Source organism: Pontivivens nitratireducens, assembly GCF_014235845.1.
In the GTDB taxonomy this organism is placed as follows: domain Bacteria; phylum Pseudomonadota; class Alphaproteobacteria; order Rhodobacterales; family Rhodobacteraceae; genus Pontivivens; species Pontivivens nitratireducens.
In genome coordinates this window covers 94857-120446 of sequence record NZ_JACJUQ010000011.1, presented here as the reverse complement: position 1 = coordinate 120446, position 25590 = coordinate 94857, and the positions used below count along the sequence as shown (strand labels likewise).

24 protein-coding genes are annotated in these 25590 nt (G+C 61.7%); 5 read left to right on the top strand and 19 right to left on the bottom strand.

Translation table 11 applies throughout. From position 1 onward, the window contains the following. Positions 1-45: 45 nt before the first annotated feature. On the bottom strand, positions 46-1392 hold the full coding sequence (locus tag H1S03_RS12935) for an ABC transporter substrate-binding protein (protein WP_185804824.1): 1347 nt from the start codon (positions 1390-1392) through the stop codon (positions 46-48). Between the two features lie 213 nt (positions 1393-1605). Here H1S03_RS12935 and H1S03_RS12930 point away from each other — a divergent pair, with 213 nt between their 5' ends. Then, entirely contained in the window at positions 1606-2631 is a 1026-nt protein-coding gene (locus tag H1S03_RS12930; protein ID WP_185804823.1) for a LacI family DNA-binding transcriptional regulator, read from the top strand. Positions 2632-2633: 2 nt separating this feature from the next. After that, entirely contained in the window at positions 2634-3962 is a 1329-nt protein-coding gene (locus H1S03_RS12925) for a GH1 family beta-glucosidase (RefSeq protein ID WP_185804822.1), read from the top strand. A 121-nt stretch (positions 3963-4083) separates the two neighbouring features. Here the strand turns inward: H1S03_RS12925 and H1S03_RS12920 are convergent, their stop codons facing one another. From H1S03_RS12920 to H1S03_RS12905, 4 genes are all read right to left on the bottom strand, one after another. Next, the gene (locus H1S03_RS12920) at positions 4084-5064 is read right to left on the bottom strand and encodes an ABC transporter substrate-binding protein (RefSeq protein WP_185804821.1); all 981 of its coding nucleotides are present in this window, start codon (positions 5062-5064) and stop codon (positions 4084-4086) included. 25 nt (positions 5065-5089) lie between these two features. Then, positions 5090-5884 carry an ABC transporter permease gene (locus H1S03_RS12915; protein ID WP_430700915.1) on the bottom strand — a complete coding sequence of 265 codons (795 nt, stop codon included), beginning with the start codon at positions 5882-5884 and terminating at the stop codon, positions 5090-5092. Positions 5885-5934: 50 nt separating this feature from the next. Further along, on the bottom strand, positions 5935-6798 hold the full coding sequence (locus H1S03_RS12910; protein ID WP_166187233.1) for an ABC transporter permease: 864 nt from the start codon (positions 6796-6798) through the stop codon (positions 5935-5937). A 213-nt stretch (positions 6799-7011) separates the two neighbouring features. Then, the gene (locus tag H1S03_RS12905; protein ID WP_185804819.1) at positions 7012-7791 is read right to left on the bottom strand and encodes an ABC transporter ATP-binding protein; all 780 of its coding nucleotides are present in this window, start codon (positions 7789-7791) and stop codon (positions 7012-7014) included. Positions 7792-7987: 196 nt separating this feature from the next. Here H1S03_RS12905 and H1S03_RS12900 point away from each other — a divergent pair, with 196 nt between their 5' ends. Next, the gene (locus H1S03_RS12900) at positions 7988-8371 is read left to right on the top strand and encodes an Ltp family lipoprotein (RefSeq protein WP_185804818.1); all 384 of its coding nucleotides are present in this window, start codon (positions 7988-7990) and stop codon (positions 8369-8371) included. Positions 8372-8408: 37 nt separating this feature from the next. Here H1S03_RS12900 and hydA read toward each other — a convergent pair whose 3' ends face one another. The 4 genes from hydA to aptA all read right to left on the bottom strand — a co-directional run bounded on the left by hydA (position 8409) and on the right by aptA (position 14588). Beyond that, on the bottom strand, positions 8409-9872 hold the full coding sequence (hydA, locus tag H1S03_RS12895; RefSeq protein ID WP_185804817.1) for a dihydropyrimidinase: 1464 nt from the start codon (positions 9870-9872) through the stop codon (positions 8409-8411). A gap of 532 nt (positions 9873-10404) precedes the next feature. Then, positions 10405-11667: a Zn-dependent hydrolase gene (locus H1S03_RS12890; protein ID WP_185804816.1), complete on the bottom strand. Its 1263-nt coding sequence runs from the start codon at positions 11665-11667 to the stop codon at positions 10405-10407. Positions 11668-11696: 29 nt separating this feature from the next. Next, positions 11697-13190: a CoA-acylating methylmalonate-semialdehyde dehydrogenase gene (locus tag H1S03_RS12885; protein WP_185804815.1), complete on the bottom strand. Its 1494-nt coding sequence runs from the start codon at positions 13188-13190 to the stop codon at positions 11697-11699. A gap of 69 nt (positions 13191-13259) precedes the next feature. Next, positions 13260-14588 carry an omega-aminotransferase AptA gene (aptA, locus tag H1S03_RS12880; RefSeq protein ID WP_185804814.1) on the bottom strand — a complete coding sequence of 443 codons (1329 nt, stop codon included), beginning with the start codon at positions 14586-14588 and terminating at the stop codon, positions 13260-13262. 134 nt (positions 14589-14722) lie between these two features. Here aptA and H1S03_RS12875 point away from each other — a divergent pair, with 134 nt between their 5' ends. Further along, the gene (locus H1S03_RS12875; protein WP_185804813.1) at positions 14723-15346 is read left to right on the top strand and encodes a TetR family transcriptional regulator C-terminal domain-containing protein; all 624 of its coding nucleotides are present in this window, start codon (positions 14723-14725) and stop codon (positions 15344-15346) included. Here H1S03_RS12875 and H1S03_RS12870 read toward each other — a convergent pair. The 10 genes from H1S03_RS12870 to H1S03_RS12825 form a co-directional block, all read right to left on the bottom strand. Beyond that, on the bottom strand, positions 15343-16221 hold the full coding sequence (locus H1S03_RS12870; protein ID WP_185804812.1) for a DMT family transporter: 879 nt from the start codon (positions 16219-16221) through the stop codon (positions 15343-15345). The genes H1S03_RS12875 and H1S03_RS12870 overlap by 4 nt on opposite strands. Next, positions 16218-17519 carry an NAD-dependent dihydropyrimidine dehydrogenase subunit PreA gene (preA, locus tag H1S03_RS12865; protein WP_185804811.1) on the bottom strand — a complete coding sequence of 434 codons (1302 nt, stop codon included), beginning with the start codon at positions 17517-17519 and terminating at the stop codon, positions 16218-16220. The genes H1S03_RS12870 and preA overlap by 4 nt, the downstream gene beginning before the upstream one ends. 3 nt (positions 17520-17522) lie before the next feature. Then, positions 17523-18842: an NAD(P)-dependent oxidoreductase gene (locus H1S03_RS12860; RefSeq protein WP_221892698.1), complete on the bottom strand. Its 1320-nt coding sequence runs from the start codon at positions 18840-18842 to the stop codon at positions 17523-17525. 75 nt (positions 18843-18917) lie between these two features. Next, positions 18918-19298 carry a response regulator gene (locus H1S03_RS12855; protein ID WP_283810363.1) on the bottom strand — a complete coding sequence of 127 codons (381 nt, stop codon included), beginning with the start codon at positions 19296-19298 and terminating at the stop codon, positions 18918-18920. Positions 19299-19311: 13 nt separating this feature from the next. Beyond that, positions 19312-20361 carry a chemotaxis-specific protein-glutamate methyltransferase CheB gene (gene cheB, locus H1S03_RS12850; protein WP_185804809.1) on the bottom strand — a complete coding sequence of 350 codons (1050 nt, stop codon included), beginning with the start codon at positions 20359-20361 and terminating at the stop codon, positions 19312-19314. Positions 20362-20372: 11 nt separating this feature from the next. Next, entirely contained in the window at positions 20373-21158 is a 786-nt protein-coding gene (locus tag H1S03_RS12845; RefSeq protein ID WP_185804808.1) for a CheR family methyltransferase, read from the bottom strand. A 25-nt stretch (positions 21159-21183) separates the two neighbouring features. Continuing rightward, positions 21184-21684, bottom strand: a complete 501-nt coding sequence (locus H1S03_RS12840) for a chemotaxis protein CheW (protein WP_185804807.1) — start codon at positions 21682-21684, stop codon at positions 21184-21186. After that, positions 21681-23684 carry a chemotaxis protein CheA gene (locus H1S03_RS12835; RefSeq protein ID WP_185804806.1) on the bottom strand — a complete coding sequence of 668 codons (2004 nt, stop codon included), beginning with the start codon at positions 23682-23684 and terminating at the stop codon, positions 21681-21683. The genes H1S03_RS12840 and H1S03_RS12835 overlap by 4 nt, the downstream gene beginning before the upstream one ends. A gap of 6 nt (positions 23685-23690) precedes the next feature. After that, positions 23691-24050 carry a response regulator gene (locus tag H1S03_RS12830; RefSeq protein WP_166187265.1) on the bottom strand — a complete coding sequence of 120 codons (360 nt, stop codon included), beginning with the start codon at positions 24048-24050 and terminating at the stop codon, positions 23691-23693. After that, the gene (locus H1S03_RS12825; RefSeq protein WP_185804805.1) at positions 24047-24313 is read right to left on the bottom strand and encodes a hypothetical protein; all 267 of its coding nucleotides are present in this window, start codon (positions 24311-24313) and stop codon (positions 24047-24049) included. The genes H1S03_RS12830 and H1S03_RS12825 overlap by 4 nt, the downstream gene beginning before the upstream one ends. A gap of 142 nt (positions 24314-24455) precedes the next feature. Between H1S03_RS12825 and H1S03_RS12820 the strand changes: the two genes are divergently transcribed. Beyond that, positions 24456-25568, top strand: coding sequence for a HupE/UreJ family protein (locus H1S03_RS12820; RefSeq protein WP_185804804.1), 1113 nt, complete (start codon positions 24456-24458; stop codon positions 25566-25568). The last annotated feature ends 22 nt before the right edge of the window (positions 25569-25590 follow it).

Genomic DNA, 25590 nt, shown 5'->3' with positions numbered 1-25590 from the left:
CGGGGCGCTTTGCGCGCCCCGGCTGTGATCGTGAGAGGGGCCGGATTACTTCAGCGCGTCCCAGGTTTCTTGGATCGAGCCTGCTACCTCCTCGGCATCGGCACCGCCTGCGTAATCGATCATGCCGGTCCAGAACGCGCCTGCCCCGATACCGCCGGGCATCAGATCGGACCCGTCAAAACGGAATGTCGTCGCATCCAGCAGGATTTGCCCCTGCGAACGGGTCGCGTCATTGACATAGGCATCCGTGTTGACGCCGGAATGCGCGGTCAGCAGACCGCCCTGCGCCATCCAGACCTCATGCGCGATCGGCGTCTTGAGGAAGTCGATCAGCGCACGTGCGCCGGGGCTGTCCTCTGTGATGCCGAACACGGTGCCCGCGCCCAGAACCGGGGTGCCCAGATCCTTGCTCTCGTAGGACGGGAAATAGAAGAAATCGACGTCGAGCCCCACTTCCGTCCCCTCGGGGAAGAAGGCGGGAATGAACGAGGCCTGACGGTGCATGTAGCATTCGGGCGGGAACGAGAACAGGCCCTTGGGGCTGTCGCGGAAATCGGTCGTGGCAACGGCAGCAGCGCCGCCCGCGACATAATCGTCGTTGCGCGCGAAGTAGCCGAATTCCTCGATCGCGGCGACGATGCGCGGATCGTCGAATGGAATCTCGTTGGCGACCCACTGGTCATAGACCGCAGGCTCGGCCGTGCGCAGCAACATATCCTCGACCCAGTCGGTCGCGGGCCAGCCCGTCGCACCGCCTGAACCCAGCCCGATGCACCACGGCGTGCCGCCATCCGCGACGATCTGATCGGTCAGCTCCTTCAGCCCCTCCATGGTGGAGGGCACCTCGTAGCCGGCATCCTCAAAGTTCTCGGGCACGAACCACACGAGGGATTTCACGTCCGCCTTGTAGAAAAAGCCGTAAAGCTCCCCGTCGAAGGTCGCCAGATCGACCCAGGATTGACCGGCGGCGTAGTTTTCCGCGACCCAGGCGGCATCTTCCTCGGTCAGGGGGGCGACCAGACCCTCACGCGCCATATCGCCCAGCAGGCCCGGTTGCGGGAACACCGCGACATTGGGGGCGGATCCGGCCTGCGCGTCGATGCGGATCTGCTGTTCGAAGCTGTCGGAACCGGCATATTCGACCGTGGCGCCCGTCGCCTCGGTGAAATAGGCGAGCACTGATTCGATCAGATCCTTGTCCGGGCCCAGCCACGGGCCGGCGACGGTCACGGTCTCACCCGACAGGTCGGGGGCGTTCGCGACGTACTCCTCGTAGGATGACCATGTGAACTGGTCTCCCTCACCCGGAGTGAACATCAGATTGTCTTGAGCAAAGGCCGGACCGACGATCAGAGCGGCGGCTGCGACACCCACGAGCAAATTGCGCTTCATGTTGTTTCTCCCATTTTATCCGCACTTCGGCGGCTTATGATAATTTCGGCTTCGCGGCGGGCGGATTGCTGGTCGAACCGCTTTGAGGTTCGATCACGATGCGAACGCCAGCCCGCGAAGTCAAGCGACGTAATGGTAGGGCTGAACGCTTGCGCTACCAGCGCAAATCAAACTAGGCATATCGTCAAAACGCTTTGAGAGGAACGCGAAGCAATGACACTCAAGGAACTCGCCGAACGGTTGGAGCTGTCTCCGACGACGGTGTCGCGGGCACTCAACGGCTATCCCGAGGTCAATGCAGATACCCGCGCGCGAATTGTGACCGCAGCCCGCGAATACGGCTATCGCGCGAATACCATGGCGCGAAAGCTGGCAACGGGGCGGTCCATGGCGATCGGGCATGTAATCCCGTTGAGCGCCCATCAGATGATCAACCCGATCTTCGCGGAATTCATGGCGGGCGCGTCCGAGATCTACAGCTCCGAAGGCTACGAAACCCTGCTGTCCGCCGTGCCGCAGGCGAACGAGGTCCAGACCTACCGCGAACTTGCCCGCCGCCGGTCCGTGGACGGTCTGATCGTGCACACCCCGCGCCTGGACGATCCGCGTGTCGATCTGCTGCGTGAACTGGGCCTGCCCTTCGTGGTGCATGGCCGCTCGGTGGACATAGATGAGGATCGCCCCGTCTATCTGGACATCAACAATCGCCGGTCGTTCGAATTCGCAACCAACTACCTGATCGAACTGGGGCACCGCCGCTTTGCCCTGCTCAATGGGATAGAGACGATCAGTTTCGCCCGCCGCCGCCGTTTCGGGTTCGAGCAGGCATTGGACGCGCAGGGCCTGCGGGCCCCGGCCAGCCGGATGGTGAACATGGAGATGACGGAGACGAACGCATATGACGTGACCTGCCGCTGGCTGCGTGAGCCGCAGCCCCCCACCGCGATCCTGACCTCCAGCACGATCTCCGCGCTGGGTGTGGCGCGGGCCGTGCGCGATGCGGGACTGGAACTGGGGGTCGATGTCTCACTGATCAGTCATGACGACGATCTGTCGTTCATGGCGAACGAGGGCGATCCGCCGCCATTCACGGTGCAACGCTCCTCGGTCCGGGATGCGGGGGCGAAATGCGCCCGAATGCTGATCGACCACATTGCTGGCAAGAAGGTCAGCAGCGAGATCTGGGACTGTGAGTTCATCGAGGGCCGCTCCACCGGCCCCGCGCCGAAGGAGACCTGACCATGACCGGCCTTGGCTTTACCCGCGCCGATTTTCCCGAGGGGTTCGCCTTCGGCACCGCCACCTCCGCCTATCAGATCGAGGGGGTGAAATTCGGTGGCTGCGGCCCGTCGCACTGGGACACCTTCGCCGCCACTCCCGGCAATGTGGAGCGGGCCGAGGACGGAGCACTCGCCTGCGATCACTACAACCGCTGGCAGCCCGATCTGGACCTGATCGCCAATGCGGGGTTCGACGCCTACCGGTTTTCAATGAACTGGGCGCGGGTGATGCCCGACGGGCAGCGCGTGAACCCCGAGGGGCTCGATTTCTACGACAGGCTGGTGGACGGCATGTTGGCACGCAACATACGGCCCTATGCGACGCTCTACCATTGGGACCTGCCCGCCGCGCTGGCGGACAAGGGCGGCTGGCGCAATCGCGACGTGGCAAGCTGGTTCGCGGACTACACAGAAACCGTGATGGGCAAAATCGGGGACCGGGTGGAGGCGACAGCCACGATCAATGAGCCGTGGTGCGTCGCATGGCTGAGCCACTTCTTCGGGGCCCACGCCCCCGGCTTGCGCGACATCCGCGCCGCCGCTCGCGCCATGCACCACGTTCTTCTGGCGCATGGTCGCGCGGTCGAAGTGATGCGGGGCATGGGCCTGAACAATCTGGGGATCGTCACCAACCTCGAAGGCTCCACCCCCGTGGACGACCGGCCTGAGACCATTGCCGCGCATGAACGCAACCACGCCCTGTACAACGAATGGTTCCTGTCGGCCGTGTTCAAAGGCGAATATCCCAAGGCCGCGCTCGAAGGGTTGGAGCCGCATCTGCCGCAAGGCTGGCAGGACGATTTTCCCACCATTCAGGCCCCGGTCGATTGGCTGGGCATCAACTACTACACACGCAAACGCGTGGTGAATGCCGGCGGCGCATGGCCGCAGATCGCATACACGCCCGGCCCGCTGGAGAAGACCGCCTTTGACTGGGAGGTCGATCCCGATCAGTTGCGCCATTTCCTGACATGGGCGGCGACCGAATATTCCGGCGACCTGCCGATATATGTGACGGAAAACGGCATGGCAGGGCATGACTATCTGCTCGACGGCACCTGCCCCGATCCGCAGCGCATCAAATATCTGCGCGACCACTTCGCCGCAGCCAGACAGGCAATTGCCGAGGGAACGCCGCTAAGGGGGTATTTCGTCTGGTCGCTGATGGACAATTACGAATGGGCGGCCGGATACGATAAACGGTTCGGCCTCGTCCATGTCGATTTCGATACGCTGGAGCGTACGCCCAAGGACAGCTACCACGCGATCCGCGCTGCCCTGCGCGAGTGACGTTTCGGCGTCGTGACACATCCCCGCCGGAGGCGCGTTCATGAAGCTGCGCCTCCGGCGGGGATATTTTCAGAAAGTGAAGGGGCCGGTCGCCCCCCCCCCGGATCAGTCCAGCCCAGGATCAGTCGAGCGCCTGGTCGGTGATCTCCAATGTGTACGCGCCCTCAGGCTCCATCGTGATGACAGGATCAGACCCGCCGCCCAGCAGTGTGGCCACGGTACGTTCGTAATCGGCCACATCCAGCGCGCCGTTCGAGCCTGCGGTCAGTTTGGCGATCTCATTCATCATGCGGACCTGATGCGCCTCCGTCTGAGCGCCGGTCGCGTCGTTGTCGAGCACGATTTCGGCGGCTTCCTCGGGGTTTTCCTCGGCCCACTTCCACCCCTTCATCGAGGCGCGGACGAACCGGACCATCCGGTCCACAAACTCGGGATCGTCGAGGTTTTCCTCAAGCACGTACATGCCGTCCTCAAGCGTTGCGACGCCCTGATCCTCATATTTGAAGGTGATCAGTTCGTCCTCACCCACACCGGCGTCCAGAACCTGACCGTATTCGTTATAGGTCATGGTCGAAATGCAGTCCGCCTGCCGCTGCAACAGCGGATCGACGTTGAACGCCTGCCGAAGAACGGTCACGCCGTCCTCGCCGCCATCCGTGGGAATGCCAAGTTGGCTCATCCAGCTCAGGAACGGATATTCGTTGCCGAAGAACCAGACGCCGATGGTCTTGCCACGGAAATCTTCGGGCGTCTCGATGCCCGCATCGGCCCAGCAGGTCAGCATCAGGCCGGACGTCTTGAACGGCTGCGCGATGTTGACGACGGGCACGCCGCGTTCACGCGCGGCCAGGGCGGAGGGCATCCAGTTGAGCATGACGTCCGCGCCGCCACCGGCCAGGACCTGCGGCGGGGCGATGTCGGGGCCGCCGGGCTGGATCGTGACATCGAGGTTTTCATCCTCATAATAACCCTGATCGAGCGCGACGTAGTACCCGGCAAACTGGGCCTGCGTGACCCATTGCAACTGCAACGTCACCTCGTCCTGCGCCATCGCGGGCGTGGCGAGCAGGGTCGCTGCGGCCAAAGTCTTGAGCAATTTCATAGTTCTCTCCTTGTTGGGGCCCCCGTCACCTTCCCCTTTGTGACGGATGCCAGAAGGTGGCCGCTCTCTCCAGCAGCGTTACCACACCGTAAAAGGCCGAGCCCGCAAGGGCCGCGACCAGAATCACCGCCCAGACCATGTCGAGCGCCAGCCGACCGACCTGAGTGGAAATACGAAAGCCCATGCCGAGCGTCGGTGAGCCGAAGAACTCCGCCACGATGGCACCGATCAACGCCAGAGTCGTGCAGATTTTCAGACCGTTGAAAATGAACGGCCCTGCGGCTGGCAGTTTCAGTTTCATCAACGTCTGCAAGGGGGAGGCGGCATAGGTCCGCATCAGATCCGCCTGCATCCGGTCCGCCGCCGCCAGCCCCTGCACCGTATTCACCAGCATCGGGAAAAAGCACATCACCGCGACCACCGCCGCCTTTGACTGCCATCCGAAGCCGAACCACATCACGAAGATCGGCGCCATGCCAATGATGGGCAGCGCAGCCATGAAGTTGCCAACCGGCAGCAGGCCCCGCTTCAGGAAATCGGAACGGTCCACCGCCAGCGCCATGGCAAAGGCCACTGAGCATCCGATGACATAGCCAGACAGCGCGCCCTTCACGAAGGTCTGGACGAAATCGGCCCACAGGGTCGGCAGGTTCGCGACAAAGGCCTGCCCGATGGCCGAGGGCGGCGGCAGGATCGCACCCGGCACGCCCAGCCCGCGGACCAGCAATTCCCACAGGACCAGCACCGTAACCCCGAACAGGATCGGCGCGAGGGCCCCCGCCCCCCTGCCCCCCCGGATCCGGGCAAGGCGGGCATTCATCCACCAGCCACCGAACCAGATCATCAGCGCGGCGAAGATTACGGCAAAGCTCATCGTCCGAACCCCATATGTCTGGTCACGATCCGCTCAAACACGCCGACGGCCAGGATCAGCAGCGCCGCGAGGACAGCCGCCCCGAACAGCGCTGACCAGATTTGCACGGTCTGCCCATAATAGCTGCCCGCCAGCAATCGCGCGCCCAGACCGGCGACGGCGCCGGTCGGCAGTTCACCGATGATGGTGCCGACCAGCGAGGCCGCCACCGCGATCTTCAGCGAGGTGAACAGATAGGGCATCGAACTGGGCAGGCGCAGGCGCAAGAACCCTTGCAGGCCGCTGGCGTTCCACGTCTTCATCTGGTCGAGTTGCATCGCACTGGGCGCGCGCAGCCCCTTCACCATGCCCACGGTCACGGGGAAAAAGCTGAGATAGGTGGCAATGATCGCCTTGGGGATGAAGCCCTGCATCCCTATGGAATTGAGCACCACGATAATCATCGGCGCGATGGCCAGGATCGGGATCGTCTGACTGGCGATGACCCACGGCATCACGCTGCGATCCATGGTTCGGCTATAGACGATGGCCACGGCCAGCGCGATGCCCAGCGCCGCGCCAAACCCGAACCCGGCGAGTGTCACGCTGAGCGTCACCCAACCGTGATAGACGAGGCTGCGCTTGGACGTGATCTTCTTCTCGACCGTCGTGTCCCATAGCTCCACCGCGACCTGATGGGGGGCGGGCAGACGGGGCCGGTCCTGATTCCAGGTCTCCACAATCAACTCCGAAGTCGTCAGCGTCCTGTCCTGCCGCTCCGCCTGCTGACGTGCCCAGTCCGCATTCAACGCGACCGCGCCCGCATACCAGATCGCGATCAATGCCGCCAAAACGGTCAGGATGGGAACGATGGACCTCATGCCGCTGCCTTCCTGGTTGTCGTCGAACACGCCGGGCGGAGGCTCCTGCCCTCACCACCGCCCGCGCGGGTCTGTAGGATGGACTCTGGATATTTTAAGAGCAAAGTAAGATCTGCCTGATTGAACGGACGGTGCGGAACAGGCTGGGAAGCCGATGGCCGTGAGCGAAGTCGGCCTGTCGCCCCGTCCCCCTCCTTGGGGTGGCAGGTTGCGCTATACATCCTCATGCCCCGCGCGCAGGCCTTCGCGAACCCGGTGGGCGATGGCGATGAATTCGGGGCTGTCGCGAATCTCCAGCGGGCGTTCACGCGGCAGGGTGCTTTCGATCAAGTCCGTCACACGGCCCGGGCGGGGCGACATCACGACGATCTTGGTGGACAGGTACACCGCCTCGGGAATGGAATGGGTGACGAAGGCTATGGTCTTTTCCGTCCGCGCCCACAGTTTCAGCAACTGTTCGTTCAGGTGATCACGCACGATTTCATCCAGCGCGCCGAACGGCTCATCCATCAGCAGGATATCCGCGTCAAAGGCCAGCGCCCGCGCGATCGAGGCACGTTGCTGCATTCCGCCGGACAGTTGCCACGGGTATTTCTTCTCAAACCCGGCAAGGTCCACCAGCTCCAGCGTGCGCGCCACGCGCTCCGCCTGCTCGGCCTTGGAATAGCCCATGATTTCGAGCGGCAACCGGATATTGCCACCGATGGTCCGCCACGGATACAGGCCCGCCGCCTGAAAGACGTAGCCATAGGCGCGGGATTTGCGCGCCTCGGCCGGGGACATGCCATTAACGGTGATCGCCCCCGCCGTCGGCTGCTCCAGATCGGCAGCGACGCGCAGGAAGGTGGTCTTGCCACAGCCCGAGGGCCCGATGAAGCTGACGAACTCCCCCTTTCCGATGTCGACGTTCACGTCCTTGAGCGCGTGAACCGGTCCATCGTTGGTCTGAAAGGTCAGGGAGAGATTGCGGGCTGAGATAACGTTGGCTTGCAAGGCACGTCCTTCGAGTTGGTCAAGCAAGTGACACAATTTTTGACCGGGTGGTCAAGGGGCCTGAACACTTCTGTTTTCATGCGTGTATCAAAGACACCTGGTTACGATCATCCCCTCCCAGTTGCCAAATAAATTTCAATTGCGAGCTCCCTCCAAATTACCCTACACTCCGTTAAGTGAGCAAAGGACTGGAAGTATGAATAAAAATATATCTATTTTGTGCTTTTTTGTGTCAGCTTTTATGGCCTCGGCTGCGCTCCCGCAAACGCTAAATAATCAACAGAAAAACGCGGTGAGGTTAGCCGAAAGCTACCTTTCGTTTTCTGCCTTCTCACGACAAGGATTAATCGACCAACTTTCTTCAGAATTTGGAGAACAGTTTGATATTACAGATGCTACGGTGGCGGTGGATAGTCTCTTTGTGAATTGGAATGAGCAAGCGTCGCGCTCCGCAGATGAGTACCTCAAAATGATGGGGTTCTCTTGTCAGGGCTTGATTGATCAGCTTTCTTCGGCCCACGGTGAGCAATTTACCGTTCCGCAAGCAACGTACGGAGCCCAGCAGGCTGGAGCCTGCTGAACCTTAAGAGTTTCTGACTAGGGATTTTTGTCCACACTCAAACCCCGCTCGGAATGTTCAACGGATCGCGCTCGATCTTCCTCGGCGTGTTCAGCGATTTCCACTTGCTCAGCGCCTTGGACGCACTGGCGAATGCAGGCCGCTTCACGAACTTGCCGCGTCCGGGCTGCGGTTGCGAGTTCTGGCCGTAGGCCCAGATCACGTCGCCGCGGCTCAACGTGTAGCGAGGCTGCGCCTTCACCTCGAACCCTTCGAAGACATTGTATTCGATGATGGATTTCTGGGTAGAGGCGGACACCGTCTTGCTGATCGACGGGTCCCAGACCACGATATCCGCGTCGCCGCCCACCATGATCCCGCCTTTGGTGGGATAGATGTTGAGGATTTTCGCGATGTTGGTGGAGGTCGCGGCCACGAACTCCTCCGGTGTCAGGCGACCTGTCTCGACCCCTTGAGTCCAGAGCATCGCCATGCGCTCCTCAAGACCGCCGGTGCCGTTCGGGATCTGGGTGAAGTTGTCCAGACCCATCCGCTTCTGCTCGTCCGAGAATGCCGCATGATCGGTCGCCACAACTTGCAGCGAACCGGCGGACAGACCCGACCACAGGCTGTCCTGATGCATCTTGTTGCGAAAGGGCGGGGACATGACGCGGCGGGCGGCGTATTGCCAATCCTTGTTGAAATACTCGCCCTCATCCAGTGTCAGGTGCTGGATCAGCGGCTCACCATAAACGCGCATCCCCTTCTGACGGGCACGGCGGATCGCCTCATGCGCCTGTTCGCACGACACGTGCACGATGTAGAGCGGCGTACCGGCGGCATCCGCAATCATGATGGCGCGGTTGGCGGCCTCGCCCTCGACCTCGGGGGGGCGGGAATAGGCGTGCGCCTCGGGTCCGGTCTGCCCCTCGGCCAGCAGACGCTCCTGCATGGCCTGCACGATGTCGCCGTTTTCCGCATGGACCAGCGGCAGCGCGCCCAGCTCGGCACAGCGCCGGAACGAGGCGAACATCTCATCATCCTCGACCATCAGTGAGCCCTTATAGGCCATGAAATGCTTGAAGGTGTTGATACCGCGCTGCTTAACGACCGCCTCCATCTCATCGAAGATGGTCTCGTTCCAGTCGGTGATCGCCATGTGATAGCTGATATCGGTGCAGATTTGATCCTTGGATTTCCGGTCCCAGGCATCGATGGCGTTGAGCAGCGAGCCGTCCTCGCCCGGCAGGCAGAAATCCACCAGCATCGTGGTGCCACCCGCCGCCGCCGCGAAGGTGCCGGACTCGAACGTCTCCGCCGCCGTGGTGCCCATGAAGGGCATTTCCAGATGCGTATGCGGGTCGATGCCACCGGGGATGACGTAAGCATCGGTGGCGTCGATCACCTCATCCCCTTTGAGGTTCTCACCGATCTCGACGATCTTCTCACCATCGATCAGGACGTCCGCCTTCCACTGGCGATCCGCGGTGACGATGGTTCCGTTCTTGATGACTTTGGTCATTTGGTTTGGCCTCCTTGAATGCTTTATGTTCCACTAGCGGTACGGAGATTTTGAAAATCCCGGATATAAGATGCCGGAATCTCAAATACTAATTGATTCCTATTCCGAAATTCCACCTGTAAGCCCTCCGAAAGACCAGAAAGAAGCTCTTCCTCCGAAATAAAAAGTCCTAGCGTTTGGTACTCATCGCATCTAACAAAACTACTACATGAGACATCATAATCAATATCTAATACTATCTTTTCATCGTAGCCGTTTACAGAACCCCTTCTCAATAAAAGTCCATGATTATGATTTAGAGTAGCATACAACTGAATAAAATTTGACCCATTTACTTGAAATTCGCGGAGCAAATATGTTGAATATGTCCCCTCACTTGTTTGCGCATATTGCAATGGACCATTCAAAAAGATTGGTCCCCCTGGGAGGTATTCTAGGCTGGCGATAGCATCCAACCTCCCGATTGGATCATTATAACTAAGTGACCTGGAGCAACCTGCTATCACTAGAAGGACTATTAAAAATATTGATTTCATCCCAATATCCCCGCCGTTTCGACCACTGCATGAAACAGCACGTTCGTGCCCTTCTCCGCCCAATCCTTGCTGATCTCCTCCGCCTCATTGTGGCTCAACCCGTCCACGCAAGGGCACATGACCATCGCTGTCGGTGCGACCCGGTTGATCCAGCAGGCGTCATGGCCCGCGCCCGAGATCAGGTCGCGGTGAGAATAGCCGAGGCGTTCGGCGGCGTTGCGCACGGCCGTCACGCAGCCTTCGTCGAATTCGACGGGGTCGAAGCCGCCGACCTTCTCGAACTCGATGCCCAGGCCGAGGTCATCCGCGATGGCCTGCCCGCCGGACTTGAGCCGCCGCTCCATGTCCTCGATCACGCTGAGGTCGGGGGAGCGGAAATCGACGGTGAACACGACCTTGCCGGGGATCACGTTGCGTGAGTTCGGGAAGACGTCGATATGCCCCGCAGCGCCGACCGCGTGGGGCGCGTGCGACCAAGCGATTTCGTCCACCAGATCGAGGATCCGCGCCATGCCCAGGCCCGCATTCTTTCGCATCGGCATCGGGGTGGAGCCGGTGTGCGAATCCTTGCCCGTGATCGTGACCTGTGTCCACGACAGGCCCTGACCGTGGGTGACGACGCCGATATCCTTTTGTTCCGCCTCCAGAATCGGTCCCTGTTCGATATGCAGCTCGAAGAAGGCGTGCATCTTGCGCGCGCCAACCTCTTCGTCCCCACGCCAACCGATGCGGTCCAGTTCATCACCGAAGCGTTTGCCCTGCGCGTCGGTCTTGCCCTCGGCCCAGTCTTGCGTGTGAATGCCCGCAAAAACACCGGAAGACAGCATGGCCGGGGCGAAGCGTGTGCCCTCCTCGTTCGTCCAGTTGGTGGCGACGATGGGGTGCTTTGTCTTGATGCCCAGATCGTTGAGGGTACGGATGATCTCCAACCCGCCCAGAACGCCCAGCACGCCGTCATACTTGCCTCCGGTCGGCTGGGTATCCAGATGCGAGCCGACATAGACCGGCAGCGCGTCCGGGTCCGTTCCCGCGCGGGTGGCGAACATATTGCCAAGCTGGTCGAGGCCCATGGTGCAGCCCGCATCCTCGCACCATTTCTGGAACAGGGCGCGGCCCTCGCCATCCTCGTCGGTCAGGGTCTGGCGGTTGTTGCCGCCCGCCACGCCGGGGCCGATCTTCGCCATTTCCATCAGGCTGTCCCACAGCCGATCCGCGTTGATCTTCAGGTTCTCACCCGGCGCGTTGGTTGGGGCTGGCATGGGCCTATCTCCTTGTGGATTGGTAAAATTCAAGTTGGAAAGCTGAAGCTGGCACCCGCCTTGATCCCGTCGGGCCAGCGTTGCGTGACGGTTTTGAGCCGGGTGTAGAAGCGCACGCCCTCCGGCCCGTAAATCGCATGATCGCCGAAGCTGGAGCGTTTCCAGCCGCCGAAGGAATGATACGCCACAGGCACCGGGATCGGTACGTTGATGCCGACCATGCCGACCTCGATCCGATCCGCGAAATCACGCGCGGCGTCGCCGTCGCGGGTGAAGATCGCGGTGCCGTTGCCGTATTCATGATCGTTGATCAGGTCCACGGCGGAATCGTAGGTTTGCGGCGTCATCACGGACAGCACCGGGCCGAAGATTTCGGTGGTGTAGATGTCCATGTCCGGTGTCACCTTATCGAACAGCGATCCGCCCAGAAAATATCCGTTCTCATAACCTTGCAGAGAGAACCCGCGCCCGTCCACGACCAGATCGGCACCCTGTTCCACACCGCTGTCGATGAGGCCGCAAATGCGGGCCTTCGCCTCCGCCGTGATGACGGGGCCCATCTCGGCGTCTGCATCGGTGGAGGGACCGATCTTCAGGGCTTCCACCTTCGGCTTCAACGCCTTGATGAGTTTCTCACCTGTTTCGGCACCGATCGGCACAGCGACCGAGATCGCCATGCAGCGCTCCCCGGCGGAGCCGTACCCCGCACCCATCAGCGCATCGGCGGCCTGATCCATATCGGCGTCCGGCATGACGATCATGTGGTTCTTGGCCCCGCCAAGGGCCTGAACACGCTTACCATTGGCCGTTCCGCGAGCGTAGACATATTCAGCGATCGGGGTGGAACCAACGAAGCTGACCGCCTTGATGTCGCGATTGTCGAGCAGAGCATCGACGCAAGTTTTGTCGCCATGCACGATGTTCAGCACGCCATCGGGCAGGCCCGCTTCCTTCAGCAGTTCCCACGCGAACATCGGGGCGGAGGGGTCGCGTTCCGAAGGTTTCAGCACGAAGGTATTTCCACAAGCGATTGCAATGGGATACATCCACATCGGCACCATCGCGGGGAAGTTGAACGGGGTGATCCCGGCCACCACGCCCAGCGCCTGCCGGTCGCCATAGCTGTCAATGCCGGGGCCGACATTGCGTGAGAACTCACCCTTGAGAAGTTGCGGAATGCCGCAGGCGAACTCGACCACTTCAAGACCGCGCTGAACCTCCCCCATCGCGTCATCGTGGGTCTTTCCATGCTCACGCGACAATTCGCGGGCCAGCTTGTCGGCGTTCCTGTTCAGCAGTTCCAGAAACCTGAACATGATCCGCGCGCGTTTCAGCGGGGGCGTGGCGTGCCAGGCCGGGAAGGCCGCCTTGGCGTTCGCGACGGCCTGATTTACCTCCTCGACCGAGGACAGCGGCAGCGTTCCGACCGCCTCACCCGTGGCGGGATTATAGATGGGTTGCGTGCGTCCCGACGTGCTGTCCGTAAGGGCTCCGCCAATCGCGTTCTGAATGCTGTAGGTCATCGTTTACTTTCGTGGTCTTGCCGGAAAATCCGGTGGCTGCCCCTGGATCGGCCAAAGGCAGGTGAAATGTCAGGGCAAATCGCGCAGCACATCGGAAAGGGTGCCGAACAGCTGGTCGATCTCGGCCTTCGAGATGATCAGCGGCGGGCTGAGCGCGATGATATCGCCGGTGGTGCGGATCAGGATGCCCTTGTCATAGGCACGCAGAAACGCCTCGAACGCGCGGGCCGTGGGCTTGCCCTCGATGGGCGCAAGCTCAATCCCCGCGATCAGGCCGAGGTTTCGCACGTCGATGACATTGGGCAGGTCGCGCATCGAATGCGCGGCATCCTGCCAGTACTCCTCCAACTCCGCCCCGCGCTGCAGCAGCCCCTCCTCCCGGTAGGTGTCGAGGGTGGCAAGCCCCGCAGCGCAGGCCATCGGGTTGCCGGAATAGGTATAGCCGTGGAACAGCTCGATCAGGTTTTCGGGACCGTCCATGAAGGCATCGTGAATATCGGCGGTGGTCAGCACTGCGCCCATCGGGATGACACCGTTCGTCAGGCCCTTCGCCGTGGTGATCATGTCCGGCATCACACCGAATTTCTGCGCCGCGAAGGGCGTGCCGAGGCGGCCAAACCCGGTTATGACCTCATCGAAGATCAACAAGATTCCGTGCTTGTCGCAAATCGCGCGCAGGCGTTGCAGGTAGTCCTTGGGCGGCACCAGTACTCCGGTCGAACCGGCCAGCGGCTCCACGATCACGGCGGCGATGGTGGAGGGGTCGTGCAGGGCGCAAATCCGCTCCAGATCGTCGGCGAGGTTGGCGCCATGCTTCGGCTGACCCTTGGTGAAGGCGTTCTGTTCGGGCAGGTGCGTGTGCGGCAGGTGGTCCACCCCTGTCAGCATGGAGCCGAAATGCATCCGGTTCTTGACGATGCCGCCGACGGAGATACCGCCGAAGTTGACCCCGTGATAGCCCCGCTCGCGCCCGATCAGACGGGTGCGCGTCCCCTCACCCCGCGCCCGGTGATAGGCGATGGCCATTTTCAACGCGGTCTCGACGCTTTCGGAACCGGAATTGGTGTAGAACACATGTTCCATGTTGTCCGGCGCGATATCGATCAGGCGGTTGGCCAGTTCAAACGCCTTGGGGTGGCCCATCTGGAAGGCGGGGGCGTAGTCCAGTTCCGCCGTCTGGGCGGCCACGGCCTCAACGATTTTGGGCCGCGCGTGCCCCGCATTGCAGCACCACAGACCCGCCGTGCCGTCCAGCACCTGCCGCCCGTCCGAGGTGGTGTAATGCATATCCTTGGCTGCGACGAACATCCGCGGATTCTTCTTGAACTGGCGGTTCGCGGTAAACGGCATCCAGAATGCGTTGAGGTCGTTGGGCGCTACGTTCGTGCGATCCGACATGGCCGCTGATCCTTTGACTTGCGGGATTAAGCGTTGCGCCGTCTCCCGGGGCGGGTATGGTCTTTTGACCAATTGGTCAGAACGCTAGGCGGCGTCAGAAGGCCAGTCAAGCACGGGATGGAGACGGAGCAGAGATGGCCGACGGCGCGCAACGCAAACCGACCCGCATTCAGATGCAAAAGCGTGAGTTGATCCGCGAGGCGGCGCTGGATGTCTTTTCCGCTCACGGTTTTCGCGGCGCGACGCTGGACCAGATCGCTGAGGCAGCGGGCCTGTCCAAGCCGAACCTGCTGTATTATTTCGAGAGCAAGGAAGCGATCCACGCCGAGTTGATGGACCGCCTGCTGGATACCTGGCTGAACCCCCTGCGAGAGATGGACCCAGACGGCGACCCGCTGACCGAACTGCGCGGCTATATCCAGCGCAAGCTCGAAGCCTCACGCGATTATCCCCGCGAAAGCCGGCTTTTCGCCAATGAGATCCTGCAAGGCGCGCCACGACTTGGGTCAGAACTGTCCGGGCCGCTGCGCGCGCTGGTCGAGGACAAGAGCGTCGTGCTGCGACAGTGGATGGCGCAGGGGCGGATCGTGCGAATGGATCCGCAGCATCTGATCTTTGCGATCTGGGCCGTCACGCAGCACTACGCCGATTTCGACGTGCAGGTGCAGGCCGTGCTCGGCTCGAACGATGAGGCACGCTTCCACGATGCGGCCGCGACAATCGAGACGTTGTTCTTCAAGGGTCTGCTGCCGCGCTAACCTTCGTCGCGCAGCAGCATCAGCAGGGCCAGAATGGTCGCCATCACGCCGACCGCAAGCACAGGCTGCGGCCAGCCGTTGCCCAGCGCGCCCTCCCACACGATAACGACCGCCGGGGTAAGGTAGGTGTAGGCCATGACCTTTGAGCTGGGCAGGCGCAAGGTCGCGAATTGCAGCAACAGGAATGTCGTGGCACTGGCGAAGATCGACAGATAGGCCAGCACCAGCCAGAAAATCGGCGGCAGAACCGTCCAATCGGTGGCCAGCGCGTCCCCTCCGGCATAGAGCGCCATCAGAACGATGGCCCCCAGCAACATCCCGAGCGTGAACACCAGCGGCGGCTCCCCCCGGTTCAGCTTTCGCACCAAAGGTGTGTAGAGCGCGTGCGCCACGACCCCGAGGAAGAAAATCGCCTCCCCCGTTCCGATGTCGAAGGCCAGCAAACGTTCTGGACTGGCATCGAAGATCACCCACAACGCCCCCGCCCCGCCCAGCATCAGCGCCGCCGCCATGCGCGGCGTCGTGCGCTGACCCAGCAGGACATAGCCAAAGCCCGCCGACAGAATCGGCGTCAGGGTAAACATCGCCGCCGTGTTGATGGCGGAGGCCGTGCGCAAACCTACGAACATGAGGATGAAATAGATCGCGAAGATCCCGCCGAGCAGCGGATAACGCCAGCTTGCCCGCAAATGCCACGCCTTGATCCGCCCCGTGACGGCGGCGATGCCCCCCAGCACCGCCGCCGCCAGGATGAATCGCACCAATGTCAGGACCGTCGGGTCCACCATTCGTGCGATCAGCCCCCCCAAACTGAACGATCCCGCAACCAGAAACGCAAAGAGCAGCATGGCCGCATGACCATGCAGCGCGTTCATTCCGCAGCGACCGCCGCCGGGTTGTTGGGATGGGTCGTCCAGTCCGCGAAACCTTCCTCAACCACTTTGCCTGTGCGCGGATCGACGCTGCCCGGGGCCATCGCCTCCATCGTGATGCAATCCTCGACCGGGCAGACATTGACGCACAGGTTGCAGGCGACGCATTCCTCGTCGATCACGGTGAAGGTGCGGTCCGCGCTCATCCCGATGGCCTGATGCGAAGTATCCTCGCACGCCGCGAAGCAACGTCCGCACGAAATGCACAGGTCCTGATTGATCTTGGCCTTTGCCACGTAGTTGAGGTTCAGGTTTTTCCAATCGGAACAATTCGGCACGGCGCGGCCTGAAATGGCGGCGATGGAGGTGTGCCCCTTCTCGTCCATCCACTGGCTGAGGCCGGATTTCATCTCCTCCACGATCTTGAAGCCGTAGGTCATCGCCGCAGTACAGACCTGCACGGATCCCGCGCCCAGCGCGATGAACTCCGCCGCGTCGCGCCAGGTGGTGATGCCGCCGATGCCCGATATCGGCAGGTCGGCCGTTTCCGTGTTGCGCGCAATCTCCGCGACCATGTTCAGGGCGATGGGCTTAACCGCCGGGCCGCAATAACCGCCATGCGCGCCCTTGCCGTCGATGGTCGGTTCCGGCGCGAACAGGTCGAGGTTCACGGACGTAATCGAATTGATCGTGTTGATCAGGCTGACGGCATCGGCCCCGCCGCGATAAGCAGCCTCCGCCGGCTGGCGCACATCGGTGATGTTGGGCGTCAACTTGACGATGCACGGCATCCGGGTGTTCTGCTTTACCCAACGGGTGACCATCTCGATATATTCAGGCACCTGCCCGACGGCGGAACCCATGCCCCGCTCGGACATGCCATGCGGACAGCCGAAGTTCAGTTCGACCCCGTCGGCGCCGGTATCCTCGACCAGGGGCAGGATCTGTTTCCAGGCCCATTCTTCACACGGGACCATCAGGCTGACCACCATGGCGCGATCGGGCCAGTCGCGCTTGACGGCCTTGATCTCCTCCAGATTGGTCTGCAGTGGACGGTCGGTGATCAGTTCGATGTTGTTAAGGCCCAGCAACCGTCGATCCGCGCCATAGATCGCGCCGTAGCGCGGGCCGTTGACGTTGACGATATGCGGGTCCAGGCCCAGCGTTTTCCACACAACGCCGCCCCAGCCGGCCTCGAACGCGCGACGGACATTGTATTCCTTGTCCGTCGGCGGAGCAGAGGCCAGCCAGAACGGGTTGGGCGATTTGATGCCCGCGAAATCGATGCTCAGATCAGCCATGGCTCAGGCTCCGTTCATCAGGGTTGCGTGAATATCCTCGGCGGCGTCGCGGCCTTCGGCCACGGCGGTCACGGTCAGGTCTTCGCCACCGGCCGCGCAGTCCCCCCCGGCCCAGACGCCAGCGCGTGAGGTGCGGCCGGGACCGGTCACCGCGATCTTGCGTCCGTCCAGATCAAGGCCCACCTCGCCCAGCGTCTGACCGATGGCCACGAACACCTGATCGGCGGCGAGGCGGAACACCTCTCCCGTGCCGGTCAAGCCGTCCGGCCCGTCGGCGGTATATTCGAAATCGACCCCATCGGCATGAACCGCGACCGGCTGGGCGTTGCAGATCAGGCGCACCCCCTCATGCCTGGCGTGATCCTGCTCCTTGGCACTGGCGCTCATCCTGTCCTGCCCCCGGCGATAGACGATGGAGACGTTTTCCGCCCCCAGCAGGCGCGACTGCACGGCCGCGTCCACCGCCGTCATGCCGCCCCCGATCACCACGACGTTGCGCCCGATGGGAACGGAGGATTTCTCGGACTGGCGCAAGGTTTCAATGAACCGCACCGCATCGACAACATTGTCCAGCCCATCATCCGCCAGGCCCAGCGCATTCACCCCGCCAAGGCCGATGGACAGGAACACCGCGTCATGCGCGTCGGCCAGACCGTCCAGCGTCATCTGCGCGCCCAGCTTCTGCTCGTGACGGAAGGTGATGCCGCCGATCTGCATCAACCAATCGACCTCCTTCTGCGCGAAATCATCAGGCGTCTTGTAGGCCGCGATGCCGTATTCGTTCAGGCCGCCCGGTTTCGGCTTCGCATCGTAGAGGACCACCTCATGGCCGTGCAGGGCGAGGCGATGCGCGGCTGACAGGCCGGCGGGGCCTGCACCTACAACGGCAACAGTCTTGCCAGTCGGGGCGGCGCGGCTGAACGGGTGCTTGCCCTGCGCCATCACGGTGTCGGAGGCGTAGCGTTGCAGCAGACCGATCTGCACCGGCTTGCCCTCCGCCGCCTCCCGCACGCAGGCCTCCTCGCACAATTGTTCAGTCGGACAGACGCGGGCGCACATTCCGCCGAGGATGTTCTGGTCAAAGATCGTTTTTGCCGCCGCCTCCGGTGTGTCCGTCGCGATCTGCCGGATGAACAACGGGATGTCGATGGAGGTGGGACAGGCAGTGACGCAAGGTGCGTCATAGCAGAAATAGCAGCGATCCGATGCGACCTGTGCCTCGTGACGATCGAGTGGCGCGTAAAGATCGCCGAAGTTCTGCGTATATTGTTGTTCGTCCAGCCTGCCTGCGGCGATGCCGTCGATCCGTGTGCCTCGGGTCAAGATCAACCTCCCTGGGTTACGATTTCGAAAATCGTTGCACAGGGTCGATTTTTTATCAATTGGTAAAAATCAGGATCATGTAAGTTGCCCCAGATGGGTTTCGATAGCATTTCGCATGTCCGCCACGGAAAAGGGTTTGGCGACGAAGTGGTCCACCGTCTCATCCTCGGCCTCATCCCGGTACGCGTCAGATGTGGCGAGAAAAACCGGGATTCGCGCAAAGACAGGATGCGATTTTATCTTTCGCGCCAGCTCCACGCCGCTCAACCCAGGCATGTTGAGGTCGGAGATCACCAGATCGAACTTCCGCTCCGCCATCATTTCAAGCGCGCTTTGCCCGGTCGCGGCAAGGGCCACGGACTGCACCCCGAGCCGCGAAAGGCATTGCCGCGCGAGGCCTCGCATACTTTGTTGATCGTCCACGACCAAAATCGTGAGTGAGTTTGCCGTAGGCATCAGAAATCCCTCATCATTGTCCTGCGACCTTGCCGACAGAAGGTTGCCAAAAGGTGGAGATTCGCGCTGCGATTGCAGTTAAAGGCAAGATTTCATCCACAACGCCTGCCTCGACCGCTGCGCGCGGCATTCCGTAGACCACGCAACTGTCACGGTCCTGCGCGATGACCGAGGAGCCGGTCGCGTGCAGCTCACTCAATCCGATCGTCCCGTCCCGGCCCATACCGGTCAATACGACACCGATCGTTGGCAGCCCCAATCGAGCCATTGCCGCAAACATCAGATCGGCGGATGGAGTATGCCCGAGCGGCGGCGGCGCGTCCGACAGGGTGCAGAGGAGTCCTTTCTTCCCCGCCATCGGGAGTAAATGTCGATGCCCCGGCGCAAACCGGATCATTCCGCGCCTCAGCCTTTCCCCATCCTTCGCGACCGCAATGTCTCGTGAGAGGCGCAGTTGCAGGCGGCTCGCCAACCTTTCAACGAAGGGGGCGGGCATGTGCTGTGACACCACGATGGGCGGAAAATTTGCGGGCAGAGCAGGCAGGATCGTAGCCAGCGCGGCCACGCCGCCAGTGGACGCGGCGATACCGATCAGCTCGGGTTCGGCCAATGGCCGCTCCTCCCCTACCTGACGGCAGGCTATGGCCCCGCGGGTGACACCATCCACGTGTGCTGATGCGGCAAATGTCACCGCATCCGCCAATTCGTCGCGAAACCGGGTCATGCCGTCCAGTCCGGTCGGTTTGGCCACAACCTCGACCGCACCCTTTTCGAGTGCGGTCAAAGACGCCTCCGCCCCCGCGGAGGTCAGCGCCGACACCATGACGACGGGCAGCGGGCACCCGGCCATGATGCGATCCAGAAACATGATCCCGTTCATGTCCGGCATCTCGATATCCAGAGTCATGACGTCGGGCTGCTCCTCCTGAAGCAGGCTCTGAGCCGAGACGGCATCGTTGGCGAAAGCGATGCGCCCTACCTGCGGCATCTCCGCCAGGATGTCGCCGATCATGCGACGCATCAAACGGCTGTCATCCACCACGAGTATATAGAGCTTGCGCATAGGTTCCCCTGTCATTCGACGCGGCGATAGGTTGTCAGGCCCGCTGGTTCCAACCCGTCAGGCAAATGATGCAGGGTCTCAGAATGCCCCAGCATCAACAGCCCGCCCGGCCTCAGACGTGCCGTCAGTCTGCGCACCACATCCTGCCGTTGAGCGGGCGCGAAATAGATCAGCGTGTTGCGACAGAAAATCGCGTCGAACTGGGCCTTGAATGGAAATGGCTCGATCAGGTTCAGCGTTCGAATCCGCATCAATGGCCGCAATTTCCGATGCGGCATGACGGCTCCGCCGCTGACCTCGAAATAAAGCCGGGAAGATAAGGGAATCTCGTCCAGCGCCTTGAGTGGATAGAGGCCGGTCCGGGCCTTTTCCAAGGCTGCCGCATCTATATCCGTTCCCAGAACCAGAAGGAGATCGCGCTTTTCGTCGCTCAACAACGGCGCGATCGTCGTCAGGGCCGACCATGGCTCCTCACCCGTCGAACATCCAGCAGACCAGCACCTGACGGCCCTGTCCTTGGGCAGATCCATCACGTGCCGTCGCAAACTGTCGAAATGATGCGGCTCGCGGTAGAACGCCGTTACGTTCGTCGTGACCTGCGCGATCAGGTGGTCGTTGTCTTCGTGTGACCCGCCTGCCTCCAATACCTCTATGTATTGTCTAAAATCCTGCCCCCGCCGCGCGGCTCGATCATGCAAAGCAGCGCAAACCTTGGCGGCATGACGCGCGCGCATGATGATGCCGAAACGCCGGGACACTAGGGCGGAAATCCTCTGCTCAGCTGGGTCAGCGGACATATATTGCGGGCTTTCAAGCATCGATCTATTCGGACAATCCGGGGTCCATGACCCGATCGAGATCGACGATGCCGACCATCACCTCCCCCGACATGATGATCGAGGTCAGCATGGCACGCTCGTCGCCGCCACCCCGATTGGGCGGAACGGGCTGAATGTCCGCACGTTGCAAGGTCAGGATGTCCGACACCGCATCGACGAGCAGGCCGACGCGCCGGCCGTCCGTCTGCACGATCACGATCACATTCGTATCATCCGGCGCAGGCGCCGGGGCACCGAGGCGGATGCGCAAGTCCTGGATCGACACGATGGAACCGCGCAGGTTCAGTACGCCGAGGTTATGCGGTGGCTGATTCGGAAGCGAGGTCGTGCGCATCCATTGACGGATTTCGCGCACATCCTGAATTCTGACGCCATAGGGTCGACCGTCCACGACAAAGCTCAGAAACTGGCAGGTGTCATCGCCTTCGGGACTGGTCAAATGATGCGTGTCTGCTTCTTCCAAAGGGGCTGCATTCGAACTCATGCCGTTTCCTGTCTGTGTTTGGATTGATGCTTGAACATCAGTTTCCGCCTCTCGATCAGTGAGGGTATGTCGAGGATGAGCGCGACCCGTCCATCGCCCAGGATCGTGGCGCCGGAGACACCGGCAATAGCGCGATAGTTCTCCTCCAACCCCTTGAGCACGACCTGTCGCTGGCCGATCAGTGCATCGACGAACAAGGCAATCTGGCCGTCCGTTTCGGTATCGACCACAATGGCCATCTCACCGCGAGCGGATGTCTGTTCCCGACTGCCGAACAGATCGGCCAGGCTGTAGACCGGCAGATACTCACCGCGCCGCGCGACGAGGATTTGACCGTTGTGAAGCCGCTCGACATTGCCGTCACGCAACTGCACAGCCTCGATCACTGTGCTGAGAGGCACGACGTAGCGTTCCTGCCCGACCTCGACGATCATCCCCTCCAGCACAGCCAGCGTCAGTGGCAAGGCGACCTGGAACCGGGTGCCCTGACCCGGGGTGGAGTGGATGAGGCAGCGCCCGCCCAGAGCCTGAATCTTGCGCCGCACCACATCCATGCCCACGCCGCGCCCCGAGACGTTCGACACCTCCGACGCGGTGGAAAAACCGGGGAGGAAAATCAGGTTGTCGATATCCTCCGCCGTCAGGCCATCCGCCGATGGGATCAACCCCCGCTGCAGCGCCACATCGACGATCTTGTCGCGGTTCAGGCCACGTCCGTCGTCCTCCAGCGTTATGAGCACCCGTTCGCCGCGGTGTTGTGCGGTGAGCCGCAGCAAGCCATCGCGCGCCTTGCCTGCGGCCAAACGTTCGTCCGGCGGCTCTATCCCGTGGTCCATCGCGTTGCGGATCATGTGAGTGAGGGGCTCTATCAGTTCCTCGATCACGGAGGTGTCCACCTCCGTTTCCTCCCCCGACACTTCGATACGCACTTCCCGCTTCAGAGTGGCGCTCAGATCGCGCACGATGCGGGGCATTCTGCTGAACGCGGATTTGATCGGCTGGGCGCGGATTGCCATGACGCTGTCCTGCATTTCGCGCACCTGCCGCGAGAGCGCCTCGATGCTGTGGGCGAGCGTATCCTCGACGCCATGCCGGGGCTGCGACAAGACCTGCGCGACGGCAGCCTGGGTAATCACGATCTCCCCCACCAGATTGACGAGTCGATCAATCCGGTCGAGCGGCACGCGCAGCGATTTTACATAACCTCCCCCGGTGCCTCCACCGGTGGTCGGTACACGCGGGCCCTCGCTGGCCTGTGAAGTCCGCAAGGGAAGCGTTGCAGGTGCATCCGCCGTTGGCACACCGTCGATCCGTGCCGAAAGGTCATAGATCGAGAAGAAGTCCCGCAAGACCGAAGGTTCGGCCAGCGCGAACGTCAGGTGCCATGTCCATGGACAGACCATCGGGTCCAGGTCCTCAAGCGGGGGCAGGTCGCCCGTGACCCGTACCTCCATCAAACCGATGCGGCTGGCTCCTCGCAACATGCGAAGCGGATCGTGTGCGCTGGCCAGAAAATTGGGTTCGGGGCGGAACGTGACAACGATGGGTTCGCCACCTGCGGCCGGTGGTGTTTGCCCGGTTGTGTCCGCAGCGACCACGGCGGACGGCTCAGGATCCATGCCTACCAGCCCATCGAGAGACCGGGTGATCTGTTGCAGGACGTCGTCGCGCAGCGGAGCGTCGCTGCGGCTGTGCTCCACCAGTTCCTGCATCATATCCGACGCACGGAACAAGATCGGCAAGGTCGTATCGTCCACATCGAGGCGACCGGCGCGACAGGCGTCCATCACCGCCTCGAACCGATGAGCGAAACCGGTGAGAGCGTCCAGCCCGAAGGCCGCCGCCCCGCCCTTGACCGAGTGAACCGCGCGAAAGGTGGCATCCACGATATCGCGCCCGTGCTCGCCGCTGCTCATCAACGTGAGGTGGTCCTGCAATTCGGCCAGAAGTTCGTCACACTCGGTGAAGAACAGATCCTTGTAATCTTCGTCCTGATCCATCTGCGGTCACGTCAACTGATCGACGAGACCGAGGATCTGGTCGGGGTCGAAAGGTTTGCACAGCCAGCCGGTTGCATGGATACGCCGGGCCTCATCCTTGAGTTCCTGCGCGGTTTCTGTGGTGAGCAACAGCATGGGAACCAGTTGCCCCTCGGGCCGCTGGCGTGCTGCCTCGATAAATTCCAGGCCCGTCATGTTGGGCATGTTCAGATCCGTGATGACGATCTCGGGCCGATGTTCGGACAGGGCGGATAGAGCCTCCACCCCATCATTGGCGGAGAAGACCGTATGGCCGCCATCCTCCAGACATTCGACCAGCATTCCCAGCATGCTGCGGGTGTCGTCTACGGCCAGAACGCGTTTCATGATGTCATCTCCATCTTCATCATTTCGGCAAACAGGCCGAGGGTGGAAAAGCCATCGACCAGCCCCTCGGACGGACGTTGCAAGGTCAGACCGCCAGTCCGCCGCGCCGCGCTGAGCAGCACCATCACCATGGGGGTCGAGAGGACGGAAACGGCGCTGGCGTCGATGATGACCCGCAAATCCTCGGGCGCGTCGAGTATTTGCGCACGCGTCGTGATCGCGACCTGTGCATCGGCCGTTTCCGGCAACAGAATTTCCGTCATCGCGTCCTCCTCTCACTGTCATGCGGACCTGTATCGCGTCTGTTCCATAATTCTTCGTTACCAAGGGCAGAAAAACCTCGCTTTGATTGGTTGCTGCGGTATTGGCTTACAGTCACCGAAATCTAAAAATCTGGACCTTTACATGATCTCGATCCTCGCTCGCATTCTGCTCCTGTTCACGGTGCTGGGCATCGCGCCGCTCAACGCCCATGAAATGCGACCTGCCGTCGCGACCCTGACATCCGGGCCCGACACGCTGGAACTGGTGATAGACTTCAACCTCGAAGCTGCTCTGGCAGGAATAAGCGGGGAGCATGAGGATACGTCCGACGCGCCTGAGGCGGATCTCTACGATACCCTGCGCGCCCTGCCCCCGCAGGAGCTGGAGGATATGCTGCGTGAGGCCGACATGCGGTTCGTGCAACTGGATGTCGGCGATACCAGCGTGGCGTTCACGGTGCAAAGCGCCGCGATCCCGCCCGTCGGCAATCTGGAGGTCGCGCGCGACAGTGTCATCACGCTGGTCGCCCCCGCCCCTACTGCTACGTCGGCGCAGATGTCATGGATCGCGGATGGCGGGCCTGCGATCATCGTCGTGGATGGGCCCGATGGCGAACCCGTCCATCAGGAATTTCTGAACGCCGGCGCCACATCGGCTGCGTTTGACCTGACAGGAGCCGAACGGCAGGGTTTGTGGCCGGTGCTGGTGAACTACGGCGTGCACGGGTTCGAGCATATCATTCCCAAGGGCCTCGACCACATCCTGTTCGTCGTCGGCCTGTTCCTTCTGGCGGCACGGGTTCGTCCGCTGCTGGCCCAGATCACCGCGTTCACTGCGGCCCACACTGTCACGCTGGCACTGGGAACCATCGGCGTGATCAACCTGCCCGCCAGCGTCGTCGAACCGCTGATCGCGCTGTCCATCACATATGTCTGTGTCGAGAACATCTTCGCGCACAAGATGCACTGGTGGCGCCCGGTCGTGGTATTCCTGTTCGGCCTGCTGCATGGTCTGGGCTTCGCAGGCGTTCTGGGGGATGTGGGCCTGAACGGAGAACACTTCTTCGCCTCGCTGATTGCGTTCAATGTCGGGGTGGAAATTGGTCAGCTAACGGTCATTGCGCTGTGCTTCCTGGCCGTCGGAATCTGGTTTCGCAACAAGAGCTGGTATCGCGCCGCGATCGTGATTCCCGGATCGGTGATTATCGGTGCCATCGGCTTCTACTGGTTCCTCGAACGAACCGTTCTGGCCTGATCTGTTCAGATCAGACCTGCGA